The sequence below is a fragment of the Variovorax sp. J31P207 genome, assembly GCF_030316965.1.
GTDB lineage: Bacteria > Pseudomonadota > Gammaproteobacteria > Burkholderiales > Burkholderiaceae_C > Variovorax > Variovorax ginsengisoli_B.
Map to the genome: position 1 here is coordinate 213711 of NZ_JASZYN010000006.1, position 24288 is coordinate 237998.

Annotated in this window: 20 protein-coding genes, 1 tRNA gene and 1 pseudogene; 5 read left to right on the top strand and 17 right to left on the bottom strand. The window is 67.0% G+C overall.

Features of this window, described 5'->3' with window-relative positions; genetic code table 11:
- The first annotated feature begins 101 nt into the window (after positions 1–101).
- From tssJ to tagF, 4 genes are read left to right on the top strand one after another with little or no spacing between them, the layout of a single operon-like run.
- Complete coding sequence (gene tssJ / locus QTI68_RS21590) at positions 102–1295, top strand: type VI secretion system lipoprotein TssJ (RefSeq protein WP_286524328.1); 1194 nt, start codon at positions 102–104, stop codon at positions 1293–1295.
- The gene (locus QTI68_RS21595) at positions 1295–2365 is read left to right on the top strand and encodes a DotU/TssL family secretion system protein (protein ID WP_286524330.1); all 1071 of its coding nucleotides are present in this window, start codon (positions 1295–1297) and stop codon (positions 2363–2365) included. Before tssJ ends, QTI68_RS21595 begins: the two co-directional genes overlap by 1 nt.
- Complete coding sequence (gene tssM / locus QTI68_RS21600) at positions 2362–5694, top strand: type VI secretion system membrane subunit TssM (protein ID WP_286524331.1); 3333 nt, start codon at positions 2362–2364, stop codon at positions 5692–5694. Before QTI68_RS21595 ends, tssM begins: the two co-directional genes overlap by 4 nt.
- Positions 5673–6275, top strand: coding sequence for a type VI secretion system-associated protein TagF (gene tagF / locus QTI68_RS21605; RefSeq protein WP_286524334.1), 603 nt, complete (start codon positions 5673–5675; stop codon positions 6273–6275). Before tssM ends, tagF begins: the two co-directional genes overlap by 22 nt.
- Here the strand turns inward: tagF and QTI68_RS21610 are convergent.
- The 7 genes and pseudogenes from QTI68_RS21610 to QTI68_RS21640 all read right to left on the bottom strand — a co-directional run.
- Positions 6239–6979: a PP2C family protein-serine/threonine phosphatase gene (locus QTI68_RS21610; RefSeq protein WP_286524336.1), complete on the bottom strand. Its 741-nt coding sequence runs from the start codon at positions 6977–6979 to the stop codon at positions 6239–6241. The genes tagF and QTI68_RS21610 overlap by 37 nt on opposite strands.
- Positions 6961–8247, bottom strand: a complete 1287-nt coding sequence (gene tagH, locus QTI68_RS21615) for a type VI secretion system-associated FHA domain protein TagH (protein ID WP_286524339.1) — start codon at positions 8245–8247, stop codon at positions 6961–6963. Before tagH ends, QTI68_RS21610 begins: the two co-directional genes overlap by 19 nt.
- Positions 8244–9749: a serine/threonine-protein kinase gene (locus QTI68_RS21620; protein ID WP_286524340.1), complete on the bottom strand. Its 1506-nt coding sequence runs from the start codon at positions 9747–9749 to the stop codon at positions 8244–8246. Before QTI68_RS21620 ends, tagH begins: the two co-directional genes overlap by 4 nt.
- Before the next feature lie 13 nt (positions 9750–9762).
- Complete coding sequence (locus tag QTI68_RS21625) at positions 9763–10635, bottom strand: Tll0287-like and HAMP domain-containing protein (RefSeq protein ID WP_286524341.1); 873 nt, start codon at positions 10633–10635, stop codon at positions 9763–9765.
- Between the two features lie 57 nt (positions 10636–10692).
- Positions 10693–11751 (bottom strand): FecR family protein, encoded by a 1059-nt coding sequence (locus QTI68_RS21630; protein WP_286524342.1) that lies wholly within the window; start codon positions 11749–11751, stop codon positions 10693–10695.
- A 772-nt stretch (positions 11752–12523) separates the two neighbouring features.
- Positions 12524–13798, bottom strand: a complete 1275-nt coding sequence (locus tag QTI68_RS21635) for a hypothetical protein (RefSeq protein ID WP_286524344.1) — start codon at positions 13796–13798, stop codon at positions 12524–12526.
- 309 nt (positions 13799–14107) lie between these two features.
- A pseudogene (locus QTI68_RS21640) lies at positions 14108–14560 on the bottom strand (SOS response-associated peptidase family protein); the annotation flags it as partial.
- 191 nt (positions 14561–14751) lie between these two features.
- On the opposite strand from QTI68_RS21640, the gene QTI68_RS21645 reads away from it, so the two are divergent.
- Positions 14752–15576 (top strand): site-specific integrase, encoded by an 825-nt coding sequence (locus QTI68_RS21645; RefSeq protein ID WP_286524347.1) that lies wholly within the window; start codon positions 14752–14754, stop codon positions 15574–15576.
- Positions 15577–15674: 98 nt separating this feature from the next.
- Here QTI68_RS21645 and QTI68_RS21650 read toward each other — a convergent pair.
- The 10 genes from QTI68_RS21650 to QTI68_RS21695 all read right to left on the bottom strand — a co-directional run bounded on the left by QTI68_RS21650 (position 15675) and on the right by QTI68_RS21695 (position 24249).
- A tRNA-Pro gene (locus QTI68_RS21650) sits at positions 15675–15751 on the bottom strand.
- A gap of 26 nt (positions 15752–15777) precedes the next feature.
- Positions 15778–16251: a MerR family transcriptional regulator gene (locus QTI68_RS21655; protein WP_286524348.1), complete on the bottom strand. Its 474-nt coding sequence runs from the start codon at positions 16249–16251 to the stop codon at positions 15778–15780.
- Between the two features lie 63 nt (positions 16252–16314).
- Entirely contained in the window at positions 16315–16686 is a 372-nt protein-coding gene (locus tag QTI68_RS21660; protein ID WP_286524349.1) for an integration host factor subunit alpha, read from the bottom strand.
- Positions 16683–19115, bottom strand: coding sequence for a phenylalanine--tRNA ligase subunit beta (pheT, locus tag QTI68_RS21665; RefSeq protein ID WP_286524350.1), 2433 nt, complete (start codon positions 19113–19115; stop codon positions 16683–16685). The genes QTI68_RS21660 and pheT overlap by 4 nt, the downstream gene beginning before the upstream one ends.
- 23 nt (positions 19116–19138) lie before the next feature.
- Positions 19139–20215, bottom strand: a complete 1077-nt coding sequence (gene pheS, locus QTI68_RS21670; protein WP_286524354.1) for a phenylalanine--tRNA ligase subunit alpha — start codon at positions 20213–20215, stop codon at positions 19139–19141.
- A gap of 134 nt (positions 20216–20349) precedes the next feature.
- Entirely contained in the window at positions 20350–20709 is a 360-nt protein-coding gene (rplT, locus tag QTI68_RS21675; protein ID WP_012747009.1) for a 50S ribosomal protein L20, read from the bottom strand.
- 24 nt (positions 20710–20733) lie between these two features.
- Positions 20734–20937 (bottom strand): 50S ribosomal protein L35, encoded by a 204-nt coding sequence (gene rpmI / locus QTI68_RS21680; RefSeq protein WP_028253491.1) that lies wholly within the window; start codon positions 20935–20937, stop codon positions 20734–20736.
- Between the two features lie 151 nt (positions 20938–21088).
- Positions 21089–21712: a translation initiation factor IF-3 gene (gene infC / locus QTI68_RS21685; RefSeq protein ID WP_286524869.1), complete on the bottom strand. Its 624-nt coding sequence runs from the start codon at positions 21710–21712 to the stop codon at positions 21089–21091.
- A gap of 98 nt (positions 21713–21810) precedes the next feature.
- Positions 21811–23718, bottom strand: coding sequence for a threonine--tRNA ligase (thrS, locus tag QTI68_RS21690; RefSeq protein WP_286524355.1), 1908 nt, complete (start codon positions 23716–23718; stop codon positions 21811–21813).
- Positions 23719–23937: 219 nt separating this feature from the next.
- Positions 23938–24249, bottom strand: coding sequence for a putative quinol monooxygenase (locus QTI68_RS21695; protein WP_286524358.1), 312 nt, complete (start codon positions 24247–24249; stop codon positions 23938–23940).
- Positions 24250–24288 lie beyond the last annotated feature (39 nt).

Below are 24288 nucleotides of genomic sequence, written 5' to 3' on the forward strand. Positions count from 1 at the left end.
CCCGCCCTCCCCTTGTGCCGCCGCAACGCTCGCCCGAGAATGGCATTCGATAGCCCGTGGAGTCCTCGAGGTCCGCAGCATCCATTCTTTCGGCCGTCACCATGAATCGCCGTCGCCTGCTCGCCTGCCTTGGCTCCGGTTTCGGCTTGAGCCGGGCCGGCCTCGCGCAAGCGCAGCAGGCCCCGGTCGACTCACCAGGGCAACGCCGTGTCGCACTCGTGATCGGCAACGGCCGGTACCCCGAAATCCCGCTGAACAATCCCGAGCATGACGCTCGCCTGGTCGCGCAGACATTGCGCAGCCTCAACTTCGAGGTCGGCGAGCATCTGAATCTCAATGCCCGCGACTTCAAGCGCGTGCTGCGGGAATTCGCGCGCCGCATGGACGACGATCAGGTCGCGTCGGTCTTCTACTACGCCGGCCACGGCATACAGATCGGCGGCCGCAACTTCCTGCTGCCGGTCGACATCGCGTTGCGCGACGAGGCCGAAGTGCGCGACGAGGCCATCGACATGCAGGAAGCGCTGCTCACGCATGTCGACCGGGTGCGTCCGCGCGCGCGCATCTTCATCATCGACGCCTGCCGCAACGACCCCTTCGCGTCACGCCGTGCCGCTTCGCGCAACGCCAACGGCCTGGCCGAGATGGCGGCGCCGGGTGCCCTCATTGCCTTCTCCGCGGCGCCCGGTCGCGTCGCCGAGGACGGCCCGGTGGGCGGCAACAGCATCTACACGCGCTACCTCGCCTCCGAGATGCGAACCCCGGGGGTGGATGTCGAGGAAATGATGAAGACCGTGCGCATCAAGGTGCTGCGCGACACCCAGGAGCGCCAGATCCCCTGGGTCAACACGTCGATGGTCGTGAATTTCATGTTCAACCCCGCGCCGGCACCGACGCTGGCCGGGCCGAAACGCAACCTGCAGCTGCTCGTGCAGGCGCAACGCAGCCTGAACACCGATGCGCGCGATGCATCGGCCTCGTTGGCGCTGCGGGTCTATGTGCTGAGCGATGCGAGCGGGTTCGAGAAGGCGAGCTTCGACAGCCTCTACGACGATGACGAAGCCACCCTCGGATCGAACATGCTCGCGCGCCAGAGTCTGTTCCTGCGCCCCGGCGAGGCGCGCGAGCTGGACCTCGAACTGCGCGGCGACGCGCGTGCCGTCGCGGTGTTCGGTGCGTTTCGGGAAATCGAGAGCTCGCAGTGGCGTGCCGTCCTGCCCTTGCCGGGTGGATCGTTGGCGCGTGCGCGCCTCGACGCGCAGGCGCGCCGGCTGCAACTGGGGTGGGCCAAGTGATGGGCACCGGCGTCGACGAGCCGGCCGCCGCGCGCGCACTGCGCGTCGAAGCACTCCCCCTCGTTGCCCTGCTGTCACGCCTGCGCGACTCGGCGCCCGTCGATCCGGCCGAATTGCGCCGGACGCTGTCAGCGGCGGTGACCCATTTCGAGGCCAATGCGCGCGTCGCAGGTGTCGATGAGGCCAGCGTCGCGGCCGCGAGCTTTGTGCTCTGCGCCTGGGGCGATGAGCAGTTCGGCGCGGGAGCCGCCGGACTGCTGCAGCGCTTTCACGGGGAGGCCGACGGCGGCGACAAGCTCCTGCGCCTGCTGTCGCGGCTGGCCGAAAAGCCGCGCGAGCATCGCGCGCTGCTCGAACTCTTCCATACCTGCCTGAGTCTCGGGCTGCGTGCGGGCATGGCGCCCGACAGCCGGGACCATGAAATCCTGCGCACGCGCGTGCACCTCGCGCTCGAACAGGCGTCTCCGGTTCCGGCGCTGGTGGCGCCGTGGCACTGCGCGCCCGCTGCGGCCAGCCCACCGCGGGCGTCACGTGTCGCGTTGCCGGCGGTGCTGCTGCTCGGCGTGCTTGCCGTAGGCATCTACACCGCCAGCCAGCTTCAGCTTGCAGCGCGCGTCGACGGCGTGCTGGCGTCCTTGCAGCGACTCGTACCGGCACCCGCCGTCGCTGCGCAGCCGGTGGTGGCCACCGCGAAGGGGCCGCCGCGGCTGGCCTCGAGCCTGCGTGACGACATCGATGCGGGCCGGCTGTCGGTGCGCGATGAAGCGCTGCGCAGCGTGGTCGTCATCGGCGCCAACGCGCTTGACGACGCCACCGGCCCGTTGACGCGCCTGGGCTCGGCGCTGAAGAAGGTGCCGGGCAAGGTGCTCGTCGTCGGCTACACCGACGGCAGCGATCCCCCGACGGCGCGCACGCCCTCGGCCTGGCACCAGGCGATGGAATGGGCGCGCGGCGCCGCCGACGTCCTGCGTCCACAACTCGGCGATGAGCGGCTGGCGGTCGAGGCCCGCGTCGACGCCGCGGCCGGCGCGCCACTTCGACGCGTCGAGATCGTCCTGTTCCCGGAATGAAGACCTCGCCACGCTTCGTGCAACGCGCCGTCAACCTCGGCGCGGCAGGCGCCTTGTTGTGGTTCGCGGCACCGCTGCTGGCCTTTGGCAGCTGGCACCCCTTCGACGGCCCGCGCGCACGCGTGGCCTTGCTGGCGCTGGTGGCGCTCCTGCTGGTCGGCCTGCGGGGACTGCGCGGGTGGCTGGCCCGGCGGCGCAACGAGCAATTGCTGAAGGGCCTCGAATCCGGCGACGCCAGCGTCGAGCTGAACCAGCGCTTCCGCGAGGCGCTCGCGATGCTGCGCCAGGGTGTAGTGGCGCAAGGCGCGCAGCGCTGGTGGCAGCGCCGGCGACAGGTGCAGCAATTGCCCTGGTACCTCATCATCGGGGCGCCCGGGGGCGGCAAGACCACCGCGATATGGCATTCAGGCCTGCGCTTTCCGCTCGCCGAAAAGCTCGGACGCGACCCGCTCGCGGGTATCGGCGGAACGCGCCAGTGCGACTGGTGGTTCAGCGAGGACGCCGTGTTCATCGACACGGCCGGGCGCTACACGACGCAGGACAGCGACGCCGTGGCCGATGCCGACGAATGGCAGCGGTTCCTCGCGCTCCTGCGCCGACACCGGCCGGTGCAGCCGATCAACGGCGTGATCGTCAGCGTCAGCGTGCCCGACCTGCTGCAAGGCGGCGCGGAACTCGCGCGCCAGTCGGCAGCCGTCGCATCGCGCCTGGCAGAACTGCGCCGCGAGCTCGATCTCGCCTTTCCGGTCTACCTGCTGGTGACCAAGGCCGACCTGCTCGCCGGCTTCGTCGAGACCTTCGGCGATCTCGACGCCGCGCAACGCGAACAGCTCTGGGGCCTGGTGTTCGACGCCGATGTCGCAGGCATCCCGGCCGATCTTGGAGCACGCCTCGACGACCTCGCGCAGCGCCTGGCGCAACGCACGCCCGAGTTGCTGCAGCAAGAGCGCATGCCGCAGCGCCGCCTGCCGATCTACGCCTTCGCGGCACAGTTCAAGACCCTGCTCGCGCCCCTCGAAGGATTCGTGCGCGAGGCCTTCGCCGACGTTGCCGCCGCGCCGGCGCAGCGCCTGCGGTCGATCGCGCTGACGAGTGGCACGCAGGAGGGCAATCCGATCGACCGGGTGATCGGCGAACTCGCGCGCAGCCACGGCCTGGCGCTGAAGCCGCTGCCGCGCCCCGATGCCGGTGGCAAGTCGTTCTTCCTGAATGCGCTGCTCAAGCGCCTGGTGATCGTCGAAGCGCCCCTGGCAGGCCAGCGGCTGCAGCGGCTGCAGCGGCGTCGGCGCCTCGGCATGTTCGGCGCCGCCTTTGCCGGTGCCGCGCTGCTCGCCGCCTCCGCCCTGTGGTGGCAGAGCTGGCGGCGCAACCTCGACTATGTCGACGCCGTGCGCACGCGTGTCGAGCAGCTGACCCGGCGCATCGGCCCGCTGGAATCGGCCAGTCTCGAACAGGTGTTGCCGCTCTATTCGGTGCTCGACGACTTGGCCGCGAATGACGGCATCGATCCGGGTGCGCCGCCTGCGGGCTTCGGCTTCGGGCTGTTCCAGGGACCGCGGCTGGCGCGCTCGTCGGAACAGGTCTATCGCGAGATGCTGGACCGGAGCCTGGCGCCGCTGCTCATCGAGCGATTGCGGCGCGACCTGCGCGAGGCCGGGGACAGCGCGACGCGCTACGAGGCGCTGCGCACCTCATTGATGCTCGCCAACCCGCCTCGGCTGAACCGCGGCGAGTTGCGCGGCTGGGTCGAGCAGACGCTGGCACAGGCGAGCAGCGCCGGCGAGCGCGGCGAGGTGGCGCGCCATGCCGGGAACCTGCTCGAACGCAGCGGGCTGCCCGAGGCCATGCGCCCCGACGACGCCGGCGTAGGCGCGGCGCGCAGCGCCCTCGCGGCACTGCCGCTGGCGCAACGCGTGCACGAACACCTGCTGCGACGCGTTCCCGATCCCGAGCCGCCGCAGGATCTGCCGACGCGCCTCGGCGCGGCCAGCGCCCTCTTGTTCGCGGCGTCGAGCGCCGGGCCGATGCCGGCGCATTCGAGCGCCAGCGACTGGCGGCGCAATCTGGCGCCAGCGCTCGAGACGACCTTCGACGAACTCGCGAACGAGGCGGACTGGGTGCTCGGCGATACCGGCGGCGAAGTGCGACGCCTGCAGAAGGACCGCGCCTGGCGTGACGAAATCGCCACCCAGGTCGGCAAACGCCAGGCCGAACGCGTGATCGCCACCTGGTCGCGCCAACTCGATGCCCTTGTGCTGGCACCCGGCAGTGACGCGATGGATGCCTCGCGCCAGGCCACTGAACTCACGGCGCCCGATTCGCCGCTGCGCCGCCTCCTGACACGCCTGGCCGACGACTTCAGCGCGACCTCACAAGGCGCAAGCGCCGCCGAGATCGCCTTCGATGGCACGCTGCGGGCACGCTTCGGTGCCCTCGGCGACTACGCGGCCGGTCCCGGACCGCAAACGCTCGACCGCCTTCACGCCCTGGTCGCCGGCAAGCGCGACGAGACCCGAAGCGCCGAACTCGACGCGACCTTGCGCACCGAGGCGGCCGGTGCGCCAGCGCCGCTGCGCAGGCTGTATGCCGACCTCGGGACCTTGATCCGCGCGCGCGGTCGCGCCAAGCCGGGTTTCGACGTCGCGCTGGTCGAACTCGCGCAGGCCTGCAGCACGTTGACGCGCGAGCGCTTTCCGTTCAGTGCCACCGCGACGCGGGACATGGCGCCGTCCGACTTCGCGCGCCTGTTCGGACCCGGTGGCCTGTTCGACGAATTCCGGCGCAACCAGTTGACCGAAAGAGTCGACACGTCGACCCGGCCGTGGAAGGCGCGCAGCGCGGGCGCCAATTCGAGCACCTCGAGCAATTCGGACGCATTCGAGCGGGCGGCGGCCATCGGCAGCCTGTTCTTTCCCCAGGGTGCGCCGCTGCCCGAGCTCAAACTGCGCATCACGCCGCGGCGCATGGATGCCGAGTTGCTGCAGTTCAGCATCGATGTCGATGGCCAGCTCTTGCGCTTCGAGAACGGCCCGCCACGCGCCAAGGAACTGGTCTGGCCCGGACCGGCATCGACGCAGAAAGTGCTGCTGCGCGTGCTGCCGCCCGGCCCGACCGGCGTCGGCGCCGAAGTCCATGAAGGTGCGTTCGCCTGGCTCCGGGTGCTGCTGCGCGGCGACTGGAAGGGCGAGCACGGTGCGCCGGCGCGGCTGACCTTCGTCGTCGATACGCGCACCCTCGACGTCGAGGCGAGCGCAGCCGGGACACAAGACGCCGATGTCTGGACCCTCCGGGAACTGGCACGTTTTCAATGCCCGCAGGCATCATGGTGAAGTCGCCCTCGCGTCGCGTCTCCTGGTACGGCAAGTTGCCCGCGCGTGGCGACTTCGTCGGCCGCGGCCTGCCCGCACGCTGGCGCAGCGACTGGGATGGATGGCTGCAAAGCGGCCTCGCGCTCGCCGCGACGACGCTGGACGCCGCCGCGCTGCGTGAACGCTTGAGCACCTTCGCGCCGTGGCGCTATCTGGCGCTGCCGACGCCCGGCGAGATCTGGTGCGGCATCATCACGGCGTCGCACGATCGTGTCGGACGCGCCTTTCCGCTGACGCTGGCCGAACGCTTCAACACCCTGCCCTCACCGGGCGAAGGCGCCGCACGGCTCGCGTCGCTGCTCGACGCGGTCGCAGAGGGGCCCGAGGCGCTCGAGGCCGCGATCGCCGCCCTGCCGCCCCGTCCGGAGCAGGACTTCAAACCGGCCGAGCCCTGGCCGCAGGCGCCGGCCAGCCTCTGGTGGCCGCTCGCCGCAGCACACGATGTCGTTGCGCGGCCCGCGGCCTGGCCGCCGGAGCCGGCACTGCTGCTCGAACTGCTCGGTATTCAACCCGGCTCGCACCAGATCGCGAGCGCGGAATAGTTGTCCTGGTCGCTGCGATCGGCTCGCCGCACACCCGCTTCGAGTCGATCGAGCCAGGCCTGGATGCCGCTGCAGCCAGCCAGGCTGCGCTCCATCGCCAGATCGTCGAACGCCGACCAGAGGCCGTCGCTGCACAGCAGCAGGGCATCGCGGGAAGCCAGCAGCTGCGGCGTTTCCAGGATCTCGACGTCGAAGCCTTCGGGCGAGCCAAGCGCCGAAGTCAGTTGCCCCGGGGCGGCGTCGCTCGCGTTCAGCCCGGCATCGCGCAAGCTCTGCGCGAGGCTTTGATCACGCGTGCGCCCGAGCAACCGGGCGTCATGCCATCGGTACAGCCGCGAGTCGCCGGCATGGGCCCAGATCGCCGCGCCACTGCGCAGGTCGAGCAGCAGCACGACGATGGTGGTGCGCATGTCGGCCGTGGTCGTACCGGCGACCTGCTGCGCGACCACCGCGTCGTTGGCCCCCTGGACAAGGCGCTTCAGCGCGTTCGGGCTGACCTCGGGTCGGAGCGCGAAGGCTTCGAGCACATGCGTCACGGCCGCGCGCGAAGCCGTCTGGCCGCCGCCGTGTCCACCCGCACCGTCGCACAGGACAGCGACCAGGGCGTCGGCGCCCTGCCAATAGCCGAAGGCGTCTTCGTTGCACTCGCGCCGCCCGGTTCGCGACAGCGCGGCGACCGAGTAGTTCAACGCGCGTTGGGCCATGGCGACTCCGGCGGTGGGGCATCGGCATCGGCGTTCACGCGCGACTGGGCTTCGTAGGCGCGCAGGAATTCCCGTCCGAAGATGGTCTCGAAGTCGTCATCCAGGTGCGCGAGCAGGTGGGCGTGCTGAAGTCGATGGCGCTCCCACAGGGCCGCGGCGCGGCGCTTGGGAAGGCGCGCAAGAAGATCGCGCGGCGGTCCCTCCGCGTTCTCGGCGGCCTCGGGCCCCAGGCGGGAGAACAGCTCGAACACCGCCGCGCGCATGCCGGCGACCATCGCCACCTGGTGGACCAGCAGGTCGCGATTCGCATCGCGCAGCGCCGCCACGGGGTCGAGAAAGCCGGGGCTCGGGGCACGCTGCAGCATCCGGGTCAAGGCTTCGGTCGCGTCCGGCGAGAACTTCAGGGGGTTGTTCTGACGCGGCGCGATCACCGTGCCCTCGGCACGCATGTGGCGTTTCGCGACCGCGCGGCTTTTCAGCAGCGCGAGCGTGCCCTCGGCGGTGGCCCGCAGCAGTGCGCCCAGATGTTCCATCAACTCCGGCGTCAACGGCGGCACCTGGGCGCAGCCCAGTCCGGCGCCGCGACCGAATGCCGCGGCAAGCTCGGCCAGATCCGGCGATCCGCCCTCGGGCGCGGTCGATGCGGCCGCCGCTGCGGTGGCGGGCCGCGGCGGATCTGCCGACTCGGCGACCTGCCGGGGCAGCGAAGGCGGTGGCAACGAGGGCGCGTTGTGCACCATCGGCGTGCCGGTCCGCACGACCAGCGGATCCGTCTTCCAGGACACCACCGCGCTCGCTGACACCGCCTCGGGCGCCGATGCCACTTCGGGCGCCGGCGCCAGGGCCGGCAGCGGCGATTGCGCGGCAAGCGGATCGAGCGCGCCGTCCAGATCGAACCAGCGATCCAGACGCGCCCGCGGAGCCGCCGGCGCCGCAATGCACTCGACGGCGAGCTCGAACCCGCCGATGCGCAGGCAGTCGCCCACCGACAGGCCCAGCTGGTCACCCGGGGCGAGCTGCGTGTCGTTCACCCACAAGGGAGTGGTGGCGCTGATGCAGCGCACGAGCGCGTCCTGGCCGTCCATGACGACTTGCGCGTGTTGGCGCGACACACCGCGCAGCGGGTCGGCCAGCACCAGGTCGCATTCGGGAGAGCGGCCGATGATGACGCCCTCCGGCGAAAGCGGAAGCGCCGTCGCATCGGGCTCGGTGGCGCCGGGGCGGCGCATGACATGCAGCGCGATCACGGTGGGCCCGTTCGGATTCAACCCAAGGCTCGCCACAAGTCGGCCTGCACACGGCGGGCATCGACGGTGGGCGCGAGCTGTTCCATGACGCTGGCAACGAACTGCTCGCGGGTGTTCGATTTCGCGGCGCAGCGCTTCGCGACCACCCGCGCGATCGGCCCGAGCGAGGAAAGGAGTGCAGCGGCCGCCTTGTCGACATCGCCTTCGCGCATGGGCATGCCGTTCGGCGCCGCGACCTCCGCTCTCGTGACCTTGGAACCAGAGGCTCGTCCAGCCGACACCGCACTCTGGGTTGGCGGCACGCCGGCCCTGGCCAGGAAGCGCTCGCGCGCTTCGATGTCGGTGATCGCGCTGGCGACGGCATGGCGCACTTCCGCCAGCGTGGACAACCCACGCGCGGCGCGGCGCACCATCACGCGCGCCACCGCGCCCACGTGCTGGGCCAGTTCGCGCTCGACCTCGGCCAGCGCGACGGTGTCCCATCCGGTGGGCGCGGGAATCGAAGGCGGGACGGTGACGGGCAGCGACTTCGGATGCGCCGGAGCGTTCCGCTCCGGGTCGGGCACCGTCGGCACGATCGGCGCGCTCGGCCCGGGCATGTCGGACACGTGGCGCAGCGTCGGGACGGGCAGGCTCGGCTCGAGGCTCTCGATGACAGGCGCCAACACGATGTCGGCCGGCAGCACCTCCGGCAAGGTCTCGGTGGCGAGCGCCTGCAGCGCCGTTCGCATCGCCATCGCGTTCGGATAGCGCTGCGCCGGATCCTTCGCCAGCGCGCGGTCCAGCACCGCATCGAACGGCTTGAGGCTGGCGTCGTTCGTCACTTCGCTCAGCGGCTTGTGAGGCTCGTAGACGATCTTGTACATGATCGCGTCGTCCGTGCCGACGAATGGCGTCGTCCCGCTCAGCATCCGATAGAGCAGCACGCCCGCCGAGAAAACATCGACGCGGCGGTCGATCTCGCGGTTGGTGTACTGCTCCGGCGCGATGTAGCCGGGTGACCCGACGACCGAATTCGCGCGGGTCAGATTCGACGATTCGGTTCGCGCAATGCCGAAATCGGTGATCTTGAGGCGCCCATCATCGGCAATCAGCAGATTCGCCGGCTTGATGTCCCGGTGCACGATGCCGCGCTCGTGCGCATAGTGCAAGCCGTCGAGCAGTTGCATCATCACGCACAGCACCTGCGGCACCTCGAGCTTGCGCGGTGGCTGGACATAGTCGCGCAGGTTGCGTCCGGCGACGTACTCCATCACGATGTAGGCGAAGTCGTTGTCTTCGCCGAACTGGTAGATCGAGACGATGTTGCGGTGGGTCAGCCGCCCCGCCGCCTTGGCTTCCACCCGAAAGCGTGCCGCCACGCTCATGTCGTCGCCCCCCGATTCGAGCAGGCGGCGGTGAATCGTCTTGATCGCCACCGCACGGTCGATCGCCGGATCGTGCGCCAGGTACACGATGCCCATCCCGCCCGAGCCGATCACGCCGCGGAGCGGGTACGGACCGACGTGGGTGGGCGGCGACATGCGGGTACGGGCCTCAGGTATCGATCATCTTGATGGCCTGATCGAGGCTGCGGCGCATGCGGGTGAACGATTTCGCCAGGGTCCCGATCTCGTCACGGCCATCCGTCGCGAACTCCGGCACATCGGGTTCGCCCAGGCTGACGCGGTTGGCCACCTTCGACAGCGCCGTCACCGGCCGGATCACGAGCAGGTAGAGCATCACGTTCAACACGATGCCGATGGCCAGGAAGATGCCGACAAGCGAACCCATGAAGATCTTGAAAGTCTGTTCGGCGCGCGCCAGCGGCACCGACATCGGCACCGAAACGACCTGCGCGCCGATCACCTCGTTCAAATGCCAGCCGAAGCCGTTGGCCGGCCCGTACTTCTCGATCACCGTGCGCGGCGCCGCCTCGACCGTGCTGTGGCAGGTCAGGCAGGCGGCGTTCGTGATACGGATCGGGCGTGCGATGTAGAGCGCCCGCCCGGTACCCGACTCGCGCTCGCCAATGAACTCCTTCTGATCGGCCTGGGTGCGAAAGCGATTCACGATGTCGGCTTCCCAATCGACGGCCCGATCGCGCGGGTTGGTCGGATTCAGGGTCGCTTCCTTGTAGGTGTAGTCCGGGAAGCTCTTGGCCAGTGTCGCCAGCACTTCCGTGGCGGAATAGGCCGGCACGGTCTGGGGCAGGAAGGTGTACTTCATCTGCGTTTCGAGCAAAGGACGGATCTGGTCATTGGTGTAGGCGCGTACCGCCATCGCCTTTTCCATGGTCAGGCGAGCATGGTTGAGCACTTCCTGCTTGGCGTTGGCTTGCAGCAGGTCGTAGGAAATCTTGCCCGTGCCGGCCACACCTGCGACGAACACAACCAGGAAGATCAGATTGAACTTGAGTAGAAGGCTCATGAAATTCTCCAATCCTGGTCGTGGTAGTCGCTGGGTTGCGCCACGACAGGGAACGGTTCACTGAGACGTGCCGCGCCCGGTGCTGGTGCCCGAGGCTGCGGGGATGGATCCAGGTGCAGGTGCGGGGGCTGCGGCAGCGGCGGCGGCAGCCGCCCGGGCCCGTGCCGCTGCGGCCGCGGCCTCCCGCGCCCGGCGACGCTCGGCCTCTTCGGCCAGGCGGCGCGCATACCCCTCGGGGTCGGCATAGCGCTCCCACTCGGGGTGTTGCGCCAGATCGGCCTTGGCTCCCGCACGGAAGTCCAGGTCGGCCGCACGCGACTGCCACAGCGGCAGCAGCGGCAGCCGCAGCGCCGGTTCGGTGCGCAGCCAGGCGGCCACATCGGCGTAGGTGATTTCGCCGCGCGCCTTGGGTGCGACGTTGCGCTTGGCGCGCTGCTCGCCACGCGCGGGCAGCGAGTCGCGGAACTGGCTCGGCACCTTGCTCACGAACTCGGGCGCGGCACGCTGCCCGACCGTCGGCGTGGTGCCTTCGCGCCGCTGTGCGAAGTCGCCGCCGGCCAGTTGCATGACCGTCTGCGAGCCATCGCGCAGCGTCAGCCTGGCGGAGCCGGATTCGACGAACAACTCGTACTGCGCCCCCTTGGTGTGGATGACGGCAGCGGCGGCCTGCGTCGCCACCTCGACGCCGGGGCCGACGTAGCCGAAGGCGCCCGGGGCGGTGGTCTTGAGCCAGCCCTCGAGCAGATACAGCGGCGGCGCCGTCAGCCCCTTGCCAACGCGAGGCGCCAGCATCAGCCGCGTGGATTCACCGATGCCGACGAGGACGCCCCCGGGAAGTTCGATCTGGGCAAAGGCGCCGGGCGCCGTCTCGATGATGTCCTGATCATTCAACAGCACGCCCTCGGCGAGGGCGTAGCGCGTGGTCTGGCGGATCAGCGCGACCTCGCCTTCGACGATGCCGACGATGCTGCCGGATCGCGCCGAGGCCGGCGAGGCGCCGGTGGCTTGCGCACAAGCAAATGACGACGCGAACAGGCTCGCGGCGCACAGCAGCAGGAACCCGAACAAGAGCCTTGCGAGCCGCAAAGACGTAACTCCGCTGGCGTCGAGCATCATGGTTCCTAGCTGCAAGACAAATTTACAACTTCCATATTACTCAGTCCCCCGCGCCGTGTCCGTCTTTTTCCGGGCCGACGAGCGCGCAGCACGGTCGGTGGCGAGTTGCGGGCATGGTAGGCAGTTCCTGCCCTCGTCTCAAGAAGCCGGATGGCCTGTCCGGTTCAGCCAATGTCCGACCAAGGAGGCCGAGCGCACGGCCAGGAAGGTGTACAGGTCCAGGGAGCAGGCCCGCGCCGACGTGTTCGATGACACCCGGCCTCTGAAACGACGAAGGGGTTAGCAACTACTACGCTGCTAACCCCTGTCAAGTTTGGTCGGTGTGAAAGGATTCGAACCTTCGACCCCTTGCACCCCATGAGGGGGGCAATTCCGTCGCAAGGCGTTGTCATGGAACGGCTTTGCGGTAACACCCGTGACAAACCGACGGGCGGAAATCTCAGCATTTCCACATCCGGCTCCCTCTGACGGTGGCGCGTTTGTCACGGGGAAAGCTGGCTGCCTAACCAGCGTCGAGCATCGTGCCGATACACTGACTTCTTTCGCGGCGGCCTGCTTCGACAGATGCACCGAATCGGGCCCGTTGCTGTCCTTCGGCTCGCAGTGACAGCAGCAGACTGGTTCTCAAGTTCAGGGTCCGGCTCCAAATGACGGCTCCTGACGGGGAAGCTGTCATCGGCACATTCGCGGCGCAGAAGTCGTTCAATAAGATCCAGGGCACCACGGACTTCTGGATAGCATCGGGCCGTCAGCACCCTCAGACTCACGACCCCTATTGCTGCTTGAAGTTAAAGACCGTTAAACGGGCACGCGTTGAAAAACCTAGAACCGACTCACTGGAAATCGCTGTGAGGTGCAGGCTAGCGCCGTTCCCGTCCGTAAAAAATGCAAGTCCTTCCGCTTCCCAAAAACGATGACTCGTTGACGCTTGTCCGACATAATCAGCCAAGTGTAAAACCGGAGTGACTGTTCCGGTCTTCAAGTCAATCATATTGACGGTCATCTGGGGGTCGTTCCCGAACGTGAACAGGTAATTGCCACTTACCTTGCCGCACTGGACCAAGGATAACGGCTGAGACAGGTTCAGTTGCGTGCGCACAGGAACCCCATTCCACACGGAACTGAGCGTGAACATGTTCAGCTTGGTGGCATTTTGATATTTCATCGCGTACACCATCTGACGCCCCGAATCAACTGCCACCCACGGCACCCCGTCACTCTGGTCGACATCAAGAGGCAGAGCCGCGATCTGACCGGTAAACGAAAGATTGTTCGCATCATAGGTTGCGATAGCCGGGTGCTGGTATCCGGTCACCTCGTCCTCAAGAGGTACAAATATCTGCCCTTGATAGACATCGATGCACCCAATGTGATCGGAACGGTATGTGCTGTGGATGGCACTGGTTATAGCGACCGTATTGGACTTGATACTATTGAAATTCAAATCTGTCGTGTTCAGGCCGGTTCGCCCCGAAAATGCGATCGAATTGCTCTGCATGTTGAAGGCGATGCCTTGGGAGCGTGTGAGAGCAATTGCGGGATCGCTGCCCAAGCGAAACTCATTCGTATTGACCAGAGCCCATCTCGATATGGGCTGTGCGTCGGAGCCGATGTTCCAAAGCGCCCGGCCGCCGCCATAGATGACTAGGTTGCCGTCATCCTGCGCTGCCAGATACGCACCCGGGTTGCCGCTCGTTTGCGAGGCCCAGAGCGGGACGCCGTTGGCGTCATACACGACAAGATTGCCATCGCCCTGCATGGGGGCGAACGCACCGGGACTCTGAGTCTGGCTGTTCCAGCGCGGGGTCCAGTCCGATGTCCGGTAGTAGACAAGATTCCCGTCGCCCTGCATCACGAGGACGTAGCGGCCGTTGTCGGAACTGATGGCTTGCCCCGGTAAAAGCGCCGTGTTGGGCGCTAGGATGCCGGCGCTGGCGAAACATACGACGAGGACAAGTGCGAAGGCACCCAGTGCCCGAAATGACGTCACCATCACGACCCCCTTCAGGCATGTGACTGCCCGCACTGCATTGCGCTGCGCCAGCACGGATTGTCAGGCGCTGGCCCCGTCCCCGCTTGTGATGAGCGTGCAAGTGAGGCGGAAATTGTTTCGCAAAGTGATAGCGCGTGCAAGCGCGCCCAGCCAGTTTTCTCGGTGGCCGCCGGGACGAGGCGATCGGGATTCTGACGCGGAACGGATGTCGAGGCTTTCGCCCCCGGGACCGGACCCGGCCTCACAGCGTGAGCTCGGCCCGCGTGAGGGAAGGACAGCAACTTCTACACAGCTGTCGCTTGCTGGGCCGGGTCGAGCGGCCAGCTGATGCCGTTCGTCACGGCTTGCGGCCGCCAGATTGCATCAGCCCGGCGCCATGATAGGCCCGGCGTCGAACACCTCGACCGGCGTCAGGCGCATCAATTGCCTTGCCTCGTCCATGGTGCCCGCAAGCCACTGGTCGACGTCGCCCCGTTCGATCGCGATCACCGAGCGCTTATCCTGCTGGTCGGGCGGCAGCTTCGGATCTGGCTTGTGCATCCGGTTCATCAGTGGGTGGTGGTCGGCGTTCAGCGTGAGCATCGTGTAGCTCTCGTGCACCTCGCCCGTGGCCTTGTCGGTCCAGGTGCTCCACAGGCCGGCCAGGCCCCACGGATCGCCGTCGGCGCGCCGGAACTGCCACCACTGGTTTTTCCCGCTCTCCCAGTTCGGCTCGTCGAAGCTGGCCGCCGGGATGATGCAGCGCTGCCCGCGCTTCCAGGGGTCCTTGAAGGTGGCCTTGGCCGCCAGCTCCTCGGACCGGGCGTTGTTCGTGCTGTTCCAGCAATGTGGTACCCCTGATAGGCATAGAACACTGCAGGCATCGTCACCTCTTGCGCCATAACCACCCCCCCGTCGGCAGCCACGTAGGCCGCCGCCGTGAAAGGGTAGATCGGCGTCTCCACATACCCTGCGGCCTGATCCCAGATCCGGGCGGCGATGCTATTCACCTTGTCGGCGCGAGCCTTGTGCGTGCTGATCGTGATCTGGTTCTGGGCGGTGCTTCCGTCGTTGCTCCGCTGGACGATCGCGAGGCCCAGGGCCTGCTGCCCGGGTTCCTCAGCGCGGTCACGATCACCCAGCACCTGCACGACAACAAGGGCCGGGCCGCTTCTGCCAACAAGGACATCCAGCTGCTGTCGCGCATGTTCCGCCTGGCGCGCGTGCGCTGGGGCCTGACCACGTTCAACCCCTGCGAGGCCATCGAGTACCTGCCCGAAGGGCCGCGCACGATGTACGTGAGCGACAAGCGCTACGCCGACATCTACGCCGCGGCCAGCCCGGTCCTCCAGTGCATGCTGGAGATCTCGACCCAGACCGGCGCCCGGGAAGGGATGATCTTCGACATCCGGATCGGCGACTTCGACCAGGACCAGATCGAGCTGCGCGTCACGAAGAAGCGCAACGAGAAGGGCCACACCGCCAAGAGCTACACGATGACGCCCGACCTCTGGCGGGCTCTCGGCCGCGCGCTCGAGCTGCGCAAGAAGCGCCGCGGCGGCGCCGCCAGCCTGCCGAGCGACTACCTGTTCATCACGAAGAACGGCAAGCCTTACGCGAAGGAGTCGTTCAAGAGCCTGTGGCGGGTGGTGCGCACGAAGCTGAAGCTGGAGTCCCGCGAGATCACCTTCCACGACATGCGCGCGAAGGCCGGCTCCGATTCGGCGTCCGACGTGGCCGCGCAGGAGCTGCTGCACCACGAAGACGTGAAGGTGACGAAGCGGGTGTACCGCCGCAAGGTGCCCTCTTCCACCCCTTTGCCGTCTGCAATTGGGGGGCGTGGGAAGGGCTGATTCGGGCCGGGTTTGTCACGGCCCCCCCGAATTTGTCACGGACAAAGAAAAACGGGTCACGCCTTGTGAGCGTAACCCGTTGATCTATCTAACGATTTTGGTCGGTGTGAAAGGATTCGAACCTTCGACCCCTTGCACCCCATGCAAGTGCGCTACCAGGCTGCGCCACACACCGAAGCTCTCGATTATAGCCGCCTGAAATCAGTGACTCGCGCCGAGCAGCTCACGAATTTCAGTCAGTTCGCGCCGCAAGTAGAGCAATTGCGACAGATCGATGGTGCGACCCGGTGCTTCGACGCCCTCGGGCGGCGGCTCGATGCCATCTTGCACCGCGGCGTCGAACTCCTCCTGGTCGATCTCGATCGCCTCCATGCCCTCGAGCGGAATCTCGCCGGCGCGGCGCCGGTCACGCTCGGTCTGGACCAGTTCCTGCAGCTTGTTGCGCGCCCCGCTGATCGTGAAGCCCTGGTCGTAGAGCAGGTCGCGGATGCGGCGGATCATGAGCACCTCGTGGTGCTGGTAGTAGCGCCGGTTGCCGCGCCGCTTCATCGGGCGGAGCTGCGTGAACTCCTGCTCCCAGTAGCGCAGCACATGCGGTTTGACACCGCACAACTCGCCCACCTCACCGATCGTGAAGTAGCGTTTGACGGGGATCGGCGGGAGTGTTTTCTCCATTGAAATCAAGACAGTGCGAGCGAAACCTCATAGGTTACTCCACCGGCGCACGGATCACCAATGTTATTCGGCGCCGACGCTCCATTCCACCTCTTGAGGCGCCACGGCGTCGATGCTTCCGTGGATTTGTTCCTTCAGCTTGGCGCTCGCGTGGAAGGTCGCGACGCGCCGCTCGCCGATCGGAATGGCCTCGCCGGTGCGCGGATTGCGCCCCGGCCGCGGCGCCTTGACGCGGATCTGGAAATTGCCGAAGCCCGAGATCTTGACGTCGGTGCCTTCGATCAGGCTGCCGGCGATCAGGTCGAAGAAGGCTTCCACCATGTCCTTGGACTCGCGCTTGTTCAAGCCGATCTGCTCGAACAGCAGGTCGGCCAGGTGCGCCTTGGTGAGCGCCGGCGTTTCGAGGGCCTCGAGCGTGAAATCCATGGCGTTCATACCCGCAGTCGGGCGCCGAGCCGGGCGCCCAGTTGATCGATGATCTTGCGCACCGCCGCTTCGACCTGTTCGTCGGTCAGCGCACTGTCGCTGTTGAAGCTGAGCCGCACGGCCATGCTCTTCTCGCCCGCCGCCAGGCCGCCGCCCACCACCGCGCCATCGCGGCCGACGGTCGGGCGGTAGATGTCGAACAGCGCCAGATCGCGCAGCAGGCTGGCGTCCGAAGCGGCCCGGATCGCGCCCATCAGCGCGTCGTGCGTGACCGCCTCGGCCACCACCAGCGCCAGATCACGCTCCACCGGCTGCTGCTTGGGCACCGGCTGCGCCACCGGCACCGGGCGTGCGGTGACCGCATCGAGCGCCAGTTCGAACAGGATCGGCGCCTGGGCGAAGTCCCACTTCTGGCGCCAGCGCGGATGCAGCTCGCCGACGACGCCGATCTCGCGGCCGTCGAGCAGCACGCGCGCTGCCCGTCCCGGGTGCAGCGCCGGGTGCTCGGTCGCCTCGAAGGTCGGCACGCGGGGCGCCAGCAGGGCCTCGACATCGCCCTTGATGTCGAAGAAGTCGACCCGTTCGGCCTTGCCTTCCCAGCGGCCATCGGCCGCATCGCCCCACGCCAGGCCGGCCAGCCGCATCGGCTGGTGGACGCCCTTGACGGTGCTGTCGGTGGTGGCGACCGAAGCGTCGCGCAGGAACACGCGGCCGAGTTCGAACACCCGCACCTGCGTCGCCTTGCGGTCGAGGTTGAACTTCAGCACCTGCAGCAGCGAGCCGAGCAGCGACGAACGCATGACGCTCATCTGGCTGGCGATCGGGTTCAGCAGCTTGATCGGGTCGGCGTTGCCGGCCAGGTCCTGCTCCCAATGCGCTTCGACGAAGCTGAAGTTGATGGTCTCCTGGTAGCCCAGCGCAGCCACCCGATGGCGCACCGAGAACCGGCTGCGTTCGGCCTCCAGCCGCAGGCGCGCGGTGATCGGGGCCAGCGGCGGCGTGGTCGGCAGGTTCTGGTAGCCGACCAGGCGGGCCACTTCCTCGATCAGGTCTTCCTCGATCAGGAGATCGAAGCGATGCGGCGGCGGCGTGACCACCAGCGTGCCATCGCCCTCCGCCACCGGCAGCGAGAGCCGAAGCAGCGCATCGGCGCACTGCGCCTGCGTGAGCGGCATGCCGATCACGCGCGCCGCGCGCGCCACGCGCAGGGTCACGGGCCGGGCTTCCGGCAGGCGCAGGGTCTGGTCGTCCATCGCGCCGGCCACGCCGCCGCAGATCTCGGTCACCAGCTGCGTGATGCGCTCGATGATCTCGACCGTGCGGCTCGGGTCGACGCCGCGCTCGAAGCGATGCCCCGCATCGGTCGAGAAATTGAAGCGGCGCGAGCGGCCCTGGATGCTCTCGGGCCACCAGAAGGCAGCCTCGATGTAGATGTTGCGGGTGTCGTCCGAGACCGCGGTGGCGTCGCCGCCCATGATGCCGGCCAGCGACTCGACCTCGCGCTCGTCGGCGATCACGCCGACCTTCTCATCGACCGTGACGGTGTTGCCGTTGAGCAGCTTGAGCTGTTCGCCCGGACGGCCCCAGCGCACCGTCAGGCCGCCATGGATCTTGTCGAGATCGAAGATGTGGGTCGGCTGGCCGTACTCGAACATCACGTAGTTCGAGATGTCGACCAGCGGCGTCACGCTGCGCTGGCCGCAGCGCGCCAGGCGCTCGACCATCCAGGCGGGGGTCGCGACCTGGGTGTCGACGCCGCGCACGATGCGCCCGGAGAAGCGCCCGCACAGTTCGGGCGCGTCGACCTTGACCGCCAGCTTGTCGCCGAAACCGACCGCCGCCGGCGCGATCGCGGGCTTCTTCAGCGGTGCACCGGTCAGCGCGGCGAGTTCGCGCGCGATGCCGTAGACGCTCAGACCATGCGCCAGGTTCGGCGTCAGCTTGAGAGTCAGCAGCGAATCGTCGAGCTTCAGCACCTCGCGGATGTCGGCCCCGATCGGCGCATCGGCGGCCAGCTCGAGCAGGCCGCCATGGTCGTCGCTGAGCTGGAGCTCGCGCGCCGAGCACAGCATGCCCTGGCTCTCGACGCCGCGCAGCTTGCCGAGCTTGATCAGGAAGGGCTTGCCGTCTTCGCCCGGCGGCAGTTCGGCACCGACCAGCGCCAGCGGCACCTTGATGCCGACGCGCGCATTCGGCGCGCCGCAGACGATGTTGAGCAAGGCGCCCTGCCCGGCATCGACCTGGCACACGCGCAGGCGATCGGCGTTCGGGTGCTGGACGGCTTCCTTGATCTCGCCGACCACGATCTTGCTGAACGGCGGCGCCACCGGCCGGCGCTCCTCGACCTCGAATCCGCCCATCGTGAGCGTCTCGGCCAGGGCTTCGCTGCTGAGCTGCGGGTCGCAGAATTCGCGCAGCCAGGACTCGGGGAATTGCATCTCGTCGTACTCGTTCTAGTCGTTTATTGGAATTGGCTCAGGAAGCGCAGGTCGCCGTCGAAGAACAGGCGCAGGTCGTTGACCCCGTAGCGCAGCATCGTGAGCCGGTCCGGCCCCATCCCGAAGGCGAAGCCGATGTAGCGCTCGGGGTCCAGCCCCATGTTGCGCACCACGTTCGGATGCACCTGCCCCGAACCCGCGACCTCGAGCCAGCGGCCGGCCAGCGGGCCACTCTGAAACTGGATGTCGATCTCGGCGCTCGGCTCGGTGAAGGGGAAGAAGCTCGGGCGGAAGCGCAGCACCAGGTCGTCGCTCTCGAAAAAGGTGCGGCAGAAATCGGTGAAGACGACCTTCAGGTCCTTGAAGCTCACGTTCTCGCCCAGCCACAGGCCTTCGCACTGGTGGAACATCGGCGAGTGCGTGGCGTCGCTGTCGACGCGGTAGGTGCGGCCCGGCGCGATCACGCGGATCTCGGGCGCCTTGACCGTGCCGGTGGTGTCGGCGGCCGCGGCCGCGAACTGCGCCGCGTACTTCTTGACGTGCTGGTTCGCGTAGCGCACCTGCATCGGGCTGGTGTGCGGACGCAGGTTGTAGGGCACGCCGTCCTCGCCGTCGATGTCGACGTAGAAGGTGTCCTGCATCGAGCGCGCCGGATGGTTCGGCGGGTTGTTGAGCGAGGTGAAGCTGTGCCAGTCGCTCTCGACCTCGGGGCCGTCGGCGACGTCGAAGCCCATGCTCGAGAAGATCGCCTCGATGCGCTCCAGCGTGCGGCTCACCGGATGCAGCCCGCCGCCCACGCGGCGGCGGCCGGGCAGGCTGACGTCGAGCGCCTCGGCCCGCAGCTGCACCGCGAGCTCGTCGTCGGCCAGTTGCTGGCGGCGCGCGGTGAGCGCGGCCTCGATGGCCTGCTTGGCGACGTTGATGGCGGCGCCGCGCGACTTCTTCTCGTCGACGCTGAGCGCGGCCATGCCCTTCATCAGCTCGGTGATGCGGCCGGCCTTGCCGAGAAACAGCGCCTTCGCGTTCTCGAGTTCGGCCGGGGCTTTCGCTTCGGCGAAGGCGGCACGGGCGGTGTCGACCAGGGAGTCCAGCTCGTTCATGGAGAAATTCTTCGAGATCAAAAAAGAAATGCGAGGGCTGCCGCAGGATGAAAAAAGGGCTGGAGCCCTTTCAAGCGCCAGCCCTTGACGTGGGCGCAGATCGCCGTCCGGGGACGGCGCTCTGCTGTGCAGGATCAAGCAGCCAGCTTGGCTTTGACCTGCTCCACGATGCCGGCAAAAGCGGCCTTGTCGTGCACAGCGATATCGGCCAGCATCTTGCGGTCGATCTCGATGCCCGCCTTGCGGATGCCGTTGGCGAACTGGCTGTAGGTCAGGCCCAGTTCACGGGAGGCGGCGTTGATACGCGCGATCCACAGTTGACGGAACACGCGCTTCTTGGTGCGGCGGTCACGGTAGGCGTATTGGCCCGCCTTCATCACCGCCTGCTTGGCGATGCGGAAGACATTGCCGCGGCGACCGCGGAAACCCTTGGCGAGTGCGAGAACCTTCTTGTGGCGGGCGCGAGCCGTTACACCACGTTTGACGCGAGGCATGTGTGTACTCCTTGTTCGTCTGGATTAAATGCCGCTACCGGGCAACATGGCGGCCATCGAAACCATGTTGGTCTCGTGAACTGCCGTGGCACCGCGCAGGTGGCGCTTGTTCTTGGTGGTCTTCTTGGTCAGGATGTGACGCTTGAAGGCTTGACCGCGCTTGACGGTGCCACCGGGACGAACGCGGAAACGCTTTTTCGCGCTGCTCTTGGTCTTCATTTTGGGCATGTGAATGCTCCTTTAGTTTGTGCTCGTGAGGCGCCGCGGAAACTCCGCGGGCTTGTTGGCCCCGAGACACTTCTTCATCCCGCCGCCGCCTTCACCCGAAGGCAAAGGCCACAGCGAAATCCCTGCAACAACTTGCCGGCCTGCGCCGGACTCAGGCAGCCGCGGGCGCCGCCGTCGGCACCGCCGCCGCATCGGCAGCCGGCTTGGCCGCCCCACCCGCCTTCTTGCGGCCCGGCGCGATCATCATGATCATCTGCCGGCCCTCGAGCTTCGGAAACTGCTCGACGACGATCAGGTCGGCGAGTTCGTCCCGAATGCGCTGCAACAGCGCCAGGCCGAGTTCCTGGTGGGTGATTTCACGACCGCGGAACCGCAGCGTGATCTTGCACTTGTCACCATCCTCAAGAAAGCGCCGGATGTTGCGCATCTTGATGTTGTAGTCACCATCGTCAGTACCGGGCCGGAACTTGATTTCCTTGACCTCGATGACCTTCTGCTTCGACTTCGCCTCGGCCGCCTTCTTCTGCTCGTGGTACTTGAACTTGCCGTACTCGATCAGGCGGCAGACGGGCGGATTGGCCGCCGCGACGACTTCGACCAGGTCGACGTCTTGTTCACCAGCCAGGCGCAAGGCCTCGGCAAGACTCACTACACCCAATGGCTCGTTCTCGGGCCCGATCAGGCGGACTTCCGGGGCCATGATTTCCCGGTTCAGGCGGTGTTGGCGTTCCTCGCGGTGGCGGCGGTCGCGGAATGCAGTAGCGATGGTCAGAATCCTTCAAACAATATGCTACAAAAAATGTAGCGATTGCCTTCAAAGTCCGCGCCCACAAGCCACCTGATCACAGAATCAGCCCTTGAACTCGTTCAAATTCAAAGCTTGTGTTGGATGTCGTGGGCGATCTTTTGGGAGAACGCTTCCACCGACATGGCACCGAGGTCAAGATTGCCCCGGGCGCGCACTGCGACGGCACCTGCTTCCTTTTCCTTGTCGCCTACGACGAGGATGTAAGGCAGCTTTTGCAACGAATGCTTCCGTATTTTATACGTAATCTTCTCGTTGTGCAGGTCGAGCGCCACTCTAAGCCCTTGATTCTGCAGCGTTTTGGCAACTTCCCCAGCGTAATCGGCCTGGTTTTCGCTGATGTTGAGCACCGCGACCTGCACCGGAGCGAGCCACGCAGGCAGTGCGCCGGCATGGTGTTCGATCAGCATCCCGATGAAGCGCTCGAGGCTGCCGACGATCGCGCGGTGCAGCATCACCGGGTGGGCGCGGCCGCTGGATTCCGTGACGTACTCGGCGCCCAGGCGCTCGGCCATGTTGAAGTCGACCTGCATCGTGCCGCACTGCCAGTGGCGGCCGATCGCGTCGCGCAGTGTGTATTCGATCTTGGGGCCGTAGAAGGCGCCCTCGCCCGGCGAGATGACGAACTCCACGCCCGAGCGCCGCAGCGCCTCCATCAGCGCGTTCTCGGCCTTGTCCCACAGTTCGTCGGAGCCGATGCGGTTGTCGGGCCGCGTCGCGACCTTGTAGAGGATGTCCGTGAAGCCGAAATCGGCATACACCTTGAGCAGCTGCGCCGTGTAGGCCACGCATTCCTCGAGGATCTGGTCTTCCGTGCAGAACACGTGGCCATCGTCCTGCGTGAAGCCGCGCACGCGCATGATGCCGTGCAGGCCGCCTGACGGCTCGTTGCGGTGGCACTGGCCGAACTCGCCGTAGCGCAGCGGCAGGTCGCGGTAGCTGCGCAGGTCCGACTTGAAGATCAGCACATGGCCCGGGCAGTTCATCGGCTTCAGGGCGTAGTCGCGCTTCTCCGACTCCGTCGTGAACATGTTCTCGCGGTAGTTCTGCCAGTGGCCCGTCTTCTCCCACAGGCTCTTGTCGAGGATCTGCGGACCCTTGACCTCCTGGTAGCCCGTCTCGCGGTAGATCTTGCGCATGTACTGCTCGACCTGCTGCCAGATCGACCAGCCCTTCGGGTGCCAGAACACCAGGCCCGGCGCGGCCTCGTCGATATGGAACAGGTCGAGTTCCTTGCCGAGCCGGCGGTGGTCGCGCTTCTCGGCCTCCTCGATCCGCTTGATGTAGTCGTCGAGCTGCTTCTTGTCGGCCCAGGCCGTGCCGTAGATGCGCTGCAGCTGCTCGTTCTTGGCGTCGCCGCGCCAGTAGGCGCCGGCCAGCTTCGTGAGCTTGAAGACCTTCAGGAAGCGCGTGTTCGGCACGTGCGGGCCGCGGCACATGTCGACATATTCCTGGTGGTAGTAGAGGCCCATCGCCTGCTCGTCGGGCATGTCCTCGACCAGGCGCAGCTTGTAGTCCTCGCCGCGGGACTTGAAGACGTCGATCACCTCGTCGCGCGGCGTCATCTTCTTGACCACGTCGTAGTCCTGCGCGATCAGCTCTCGCATCCGCTTCTCGATCGCCTCCATGTCCTCGGGCGTGAAGGGACGCTCGTACGAGATGTCGTAGTAGAAGCCTTCGTCGATCACCGGGCCGATCACCATCTTGGCCGTCGGGTAGAGCTGCTTGACCGCGTGGCCGACCAGGTGGGCCGTCGAGTGGCGGATGATCTCGAGGCCCTCGTCGTCCTTGGGCGTGATGATCTGCAGCTTCGCCGAGTGGTCGATGATGTCGCTGGCGTCGACCAGCCGGCCGTCGACCTTGCCGGCGACCGTCATCTTGGCCAGCCCGGGACCGATCGATTTGGCAACGTCGGCCACCGAAACCGGGCCGGGGAACTCGCGCTGCGAGTTGTCGGGAAGCGTGATCTGGATCATTGGAAAACCTCGTCGAGAAAACAAAAAAGCGCGGTACGAGACCGCGCTTTGCTCTGGTTGATGGGCCGGGGATTTCCGGCGCGCGCGGCCTACCGGCCTTTTCCTTCGGGGAAAAGACCGCTCGTTGCGTGCGGTGTAGTTCGCGGTGTCATAACCAGGGTGCCTTTCTCGCTCTTGTGGGGTGCTGAGATGGAGCCGCAGATTCTATCCGCAGCGCCGTCAGCTCGCCGCGGCGGCGTTTTTGAGGCCCAGGACCTCGATCGGCTCGATGGACGGCGGCTTGGCGAACAGGTCCGGCGCCTTCGCCATGAGCGCCTGGGCGATCGGCCCGCTCAGGTGGGCCTGGCGCCCGGCTTCGTCCTCGAAGGCGTCGAAGACGCCGAAGACGCTGGGCGACAGGCGCAGCGCGAACCAGATGGGCGTGGTCTTCTCGTCGCGCGCCATGGCCAGGCCGGCTTCGAGGAACTGCTGGACCTCGGCTTCCTTGCCCGGCTTGGCTTCGAGGCGGGCGAACAGTGCGTACTTGATCATGAAAGTCTCCGGTGAATGCGGTTGCGCGAGATTGCGTCG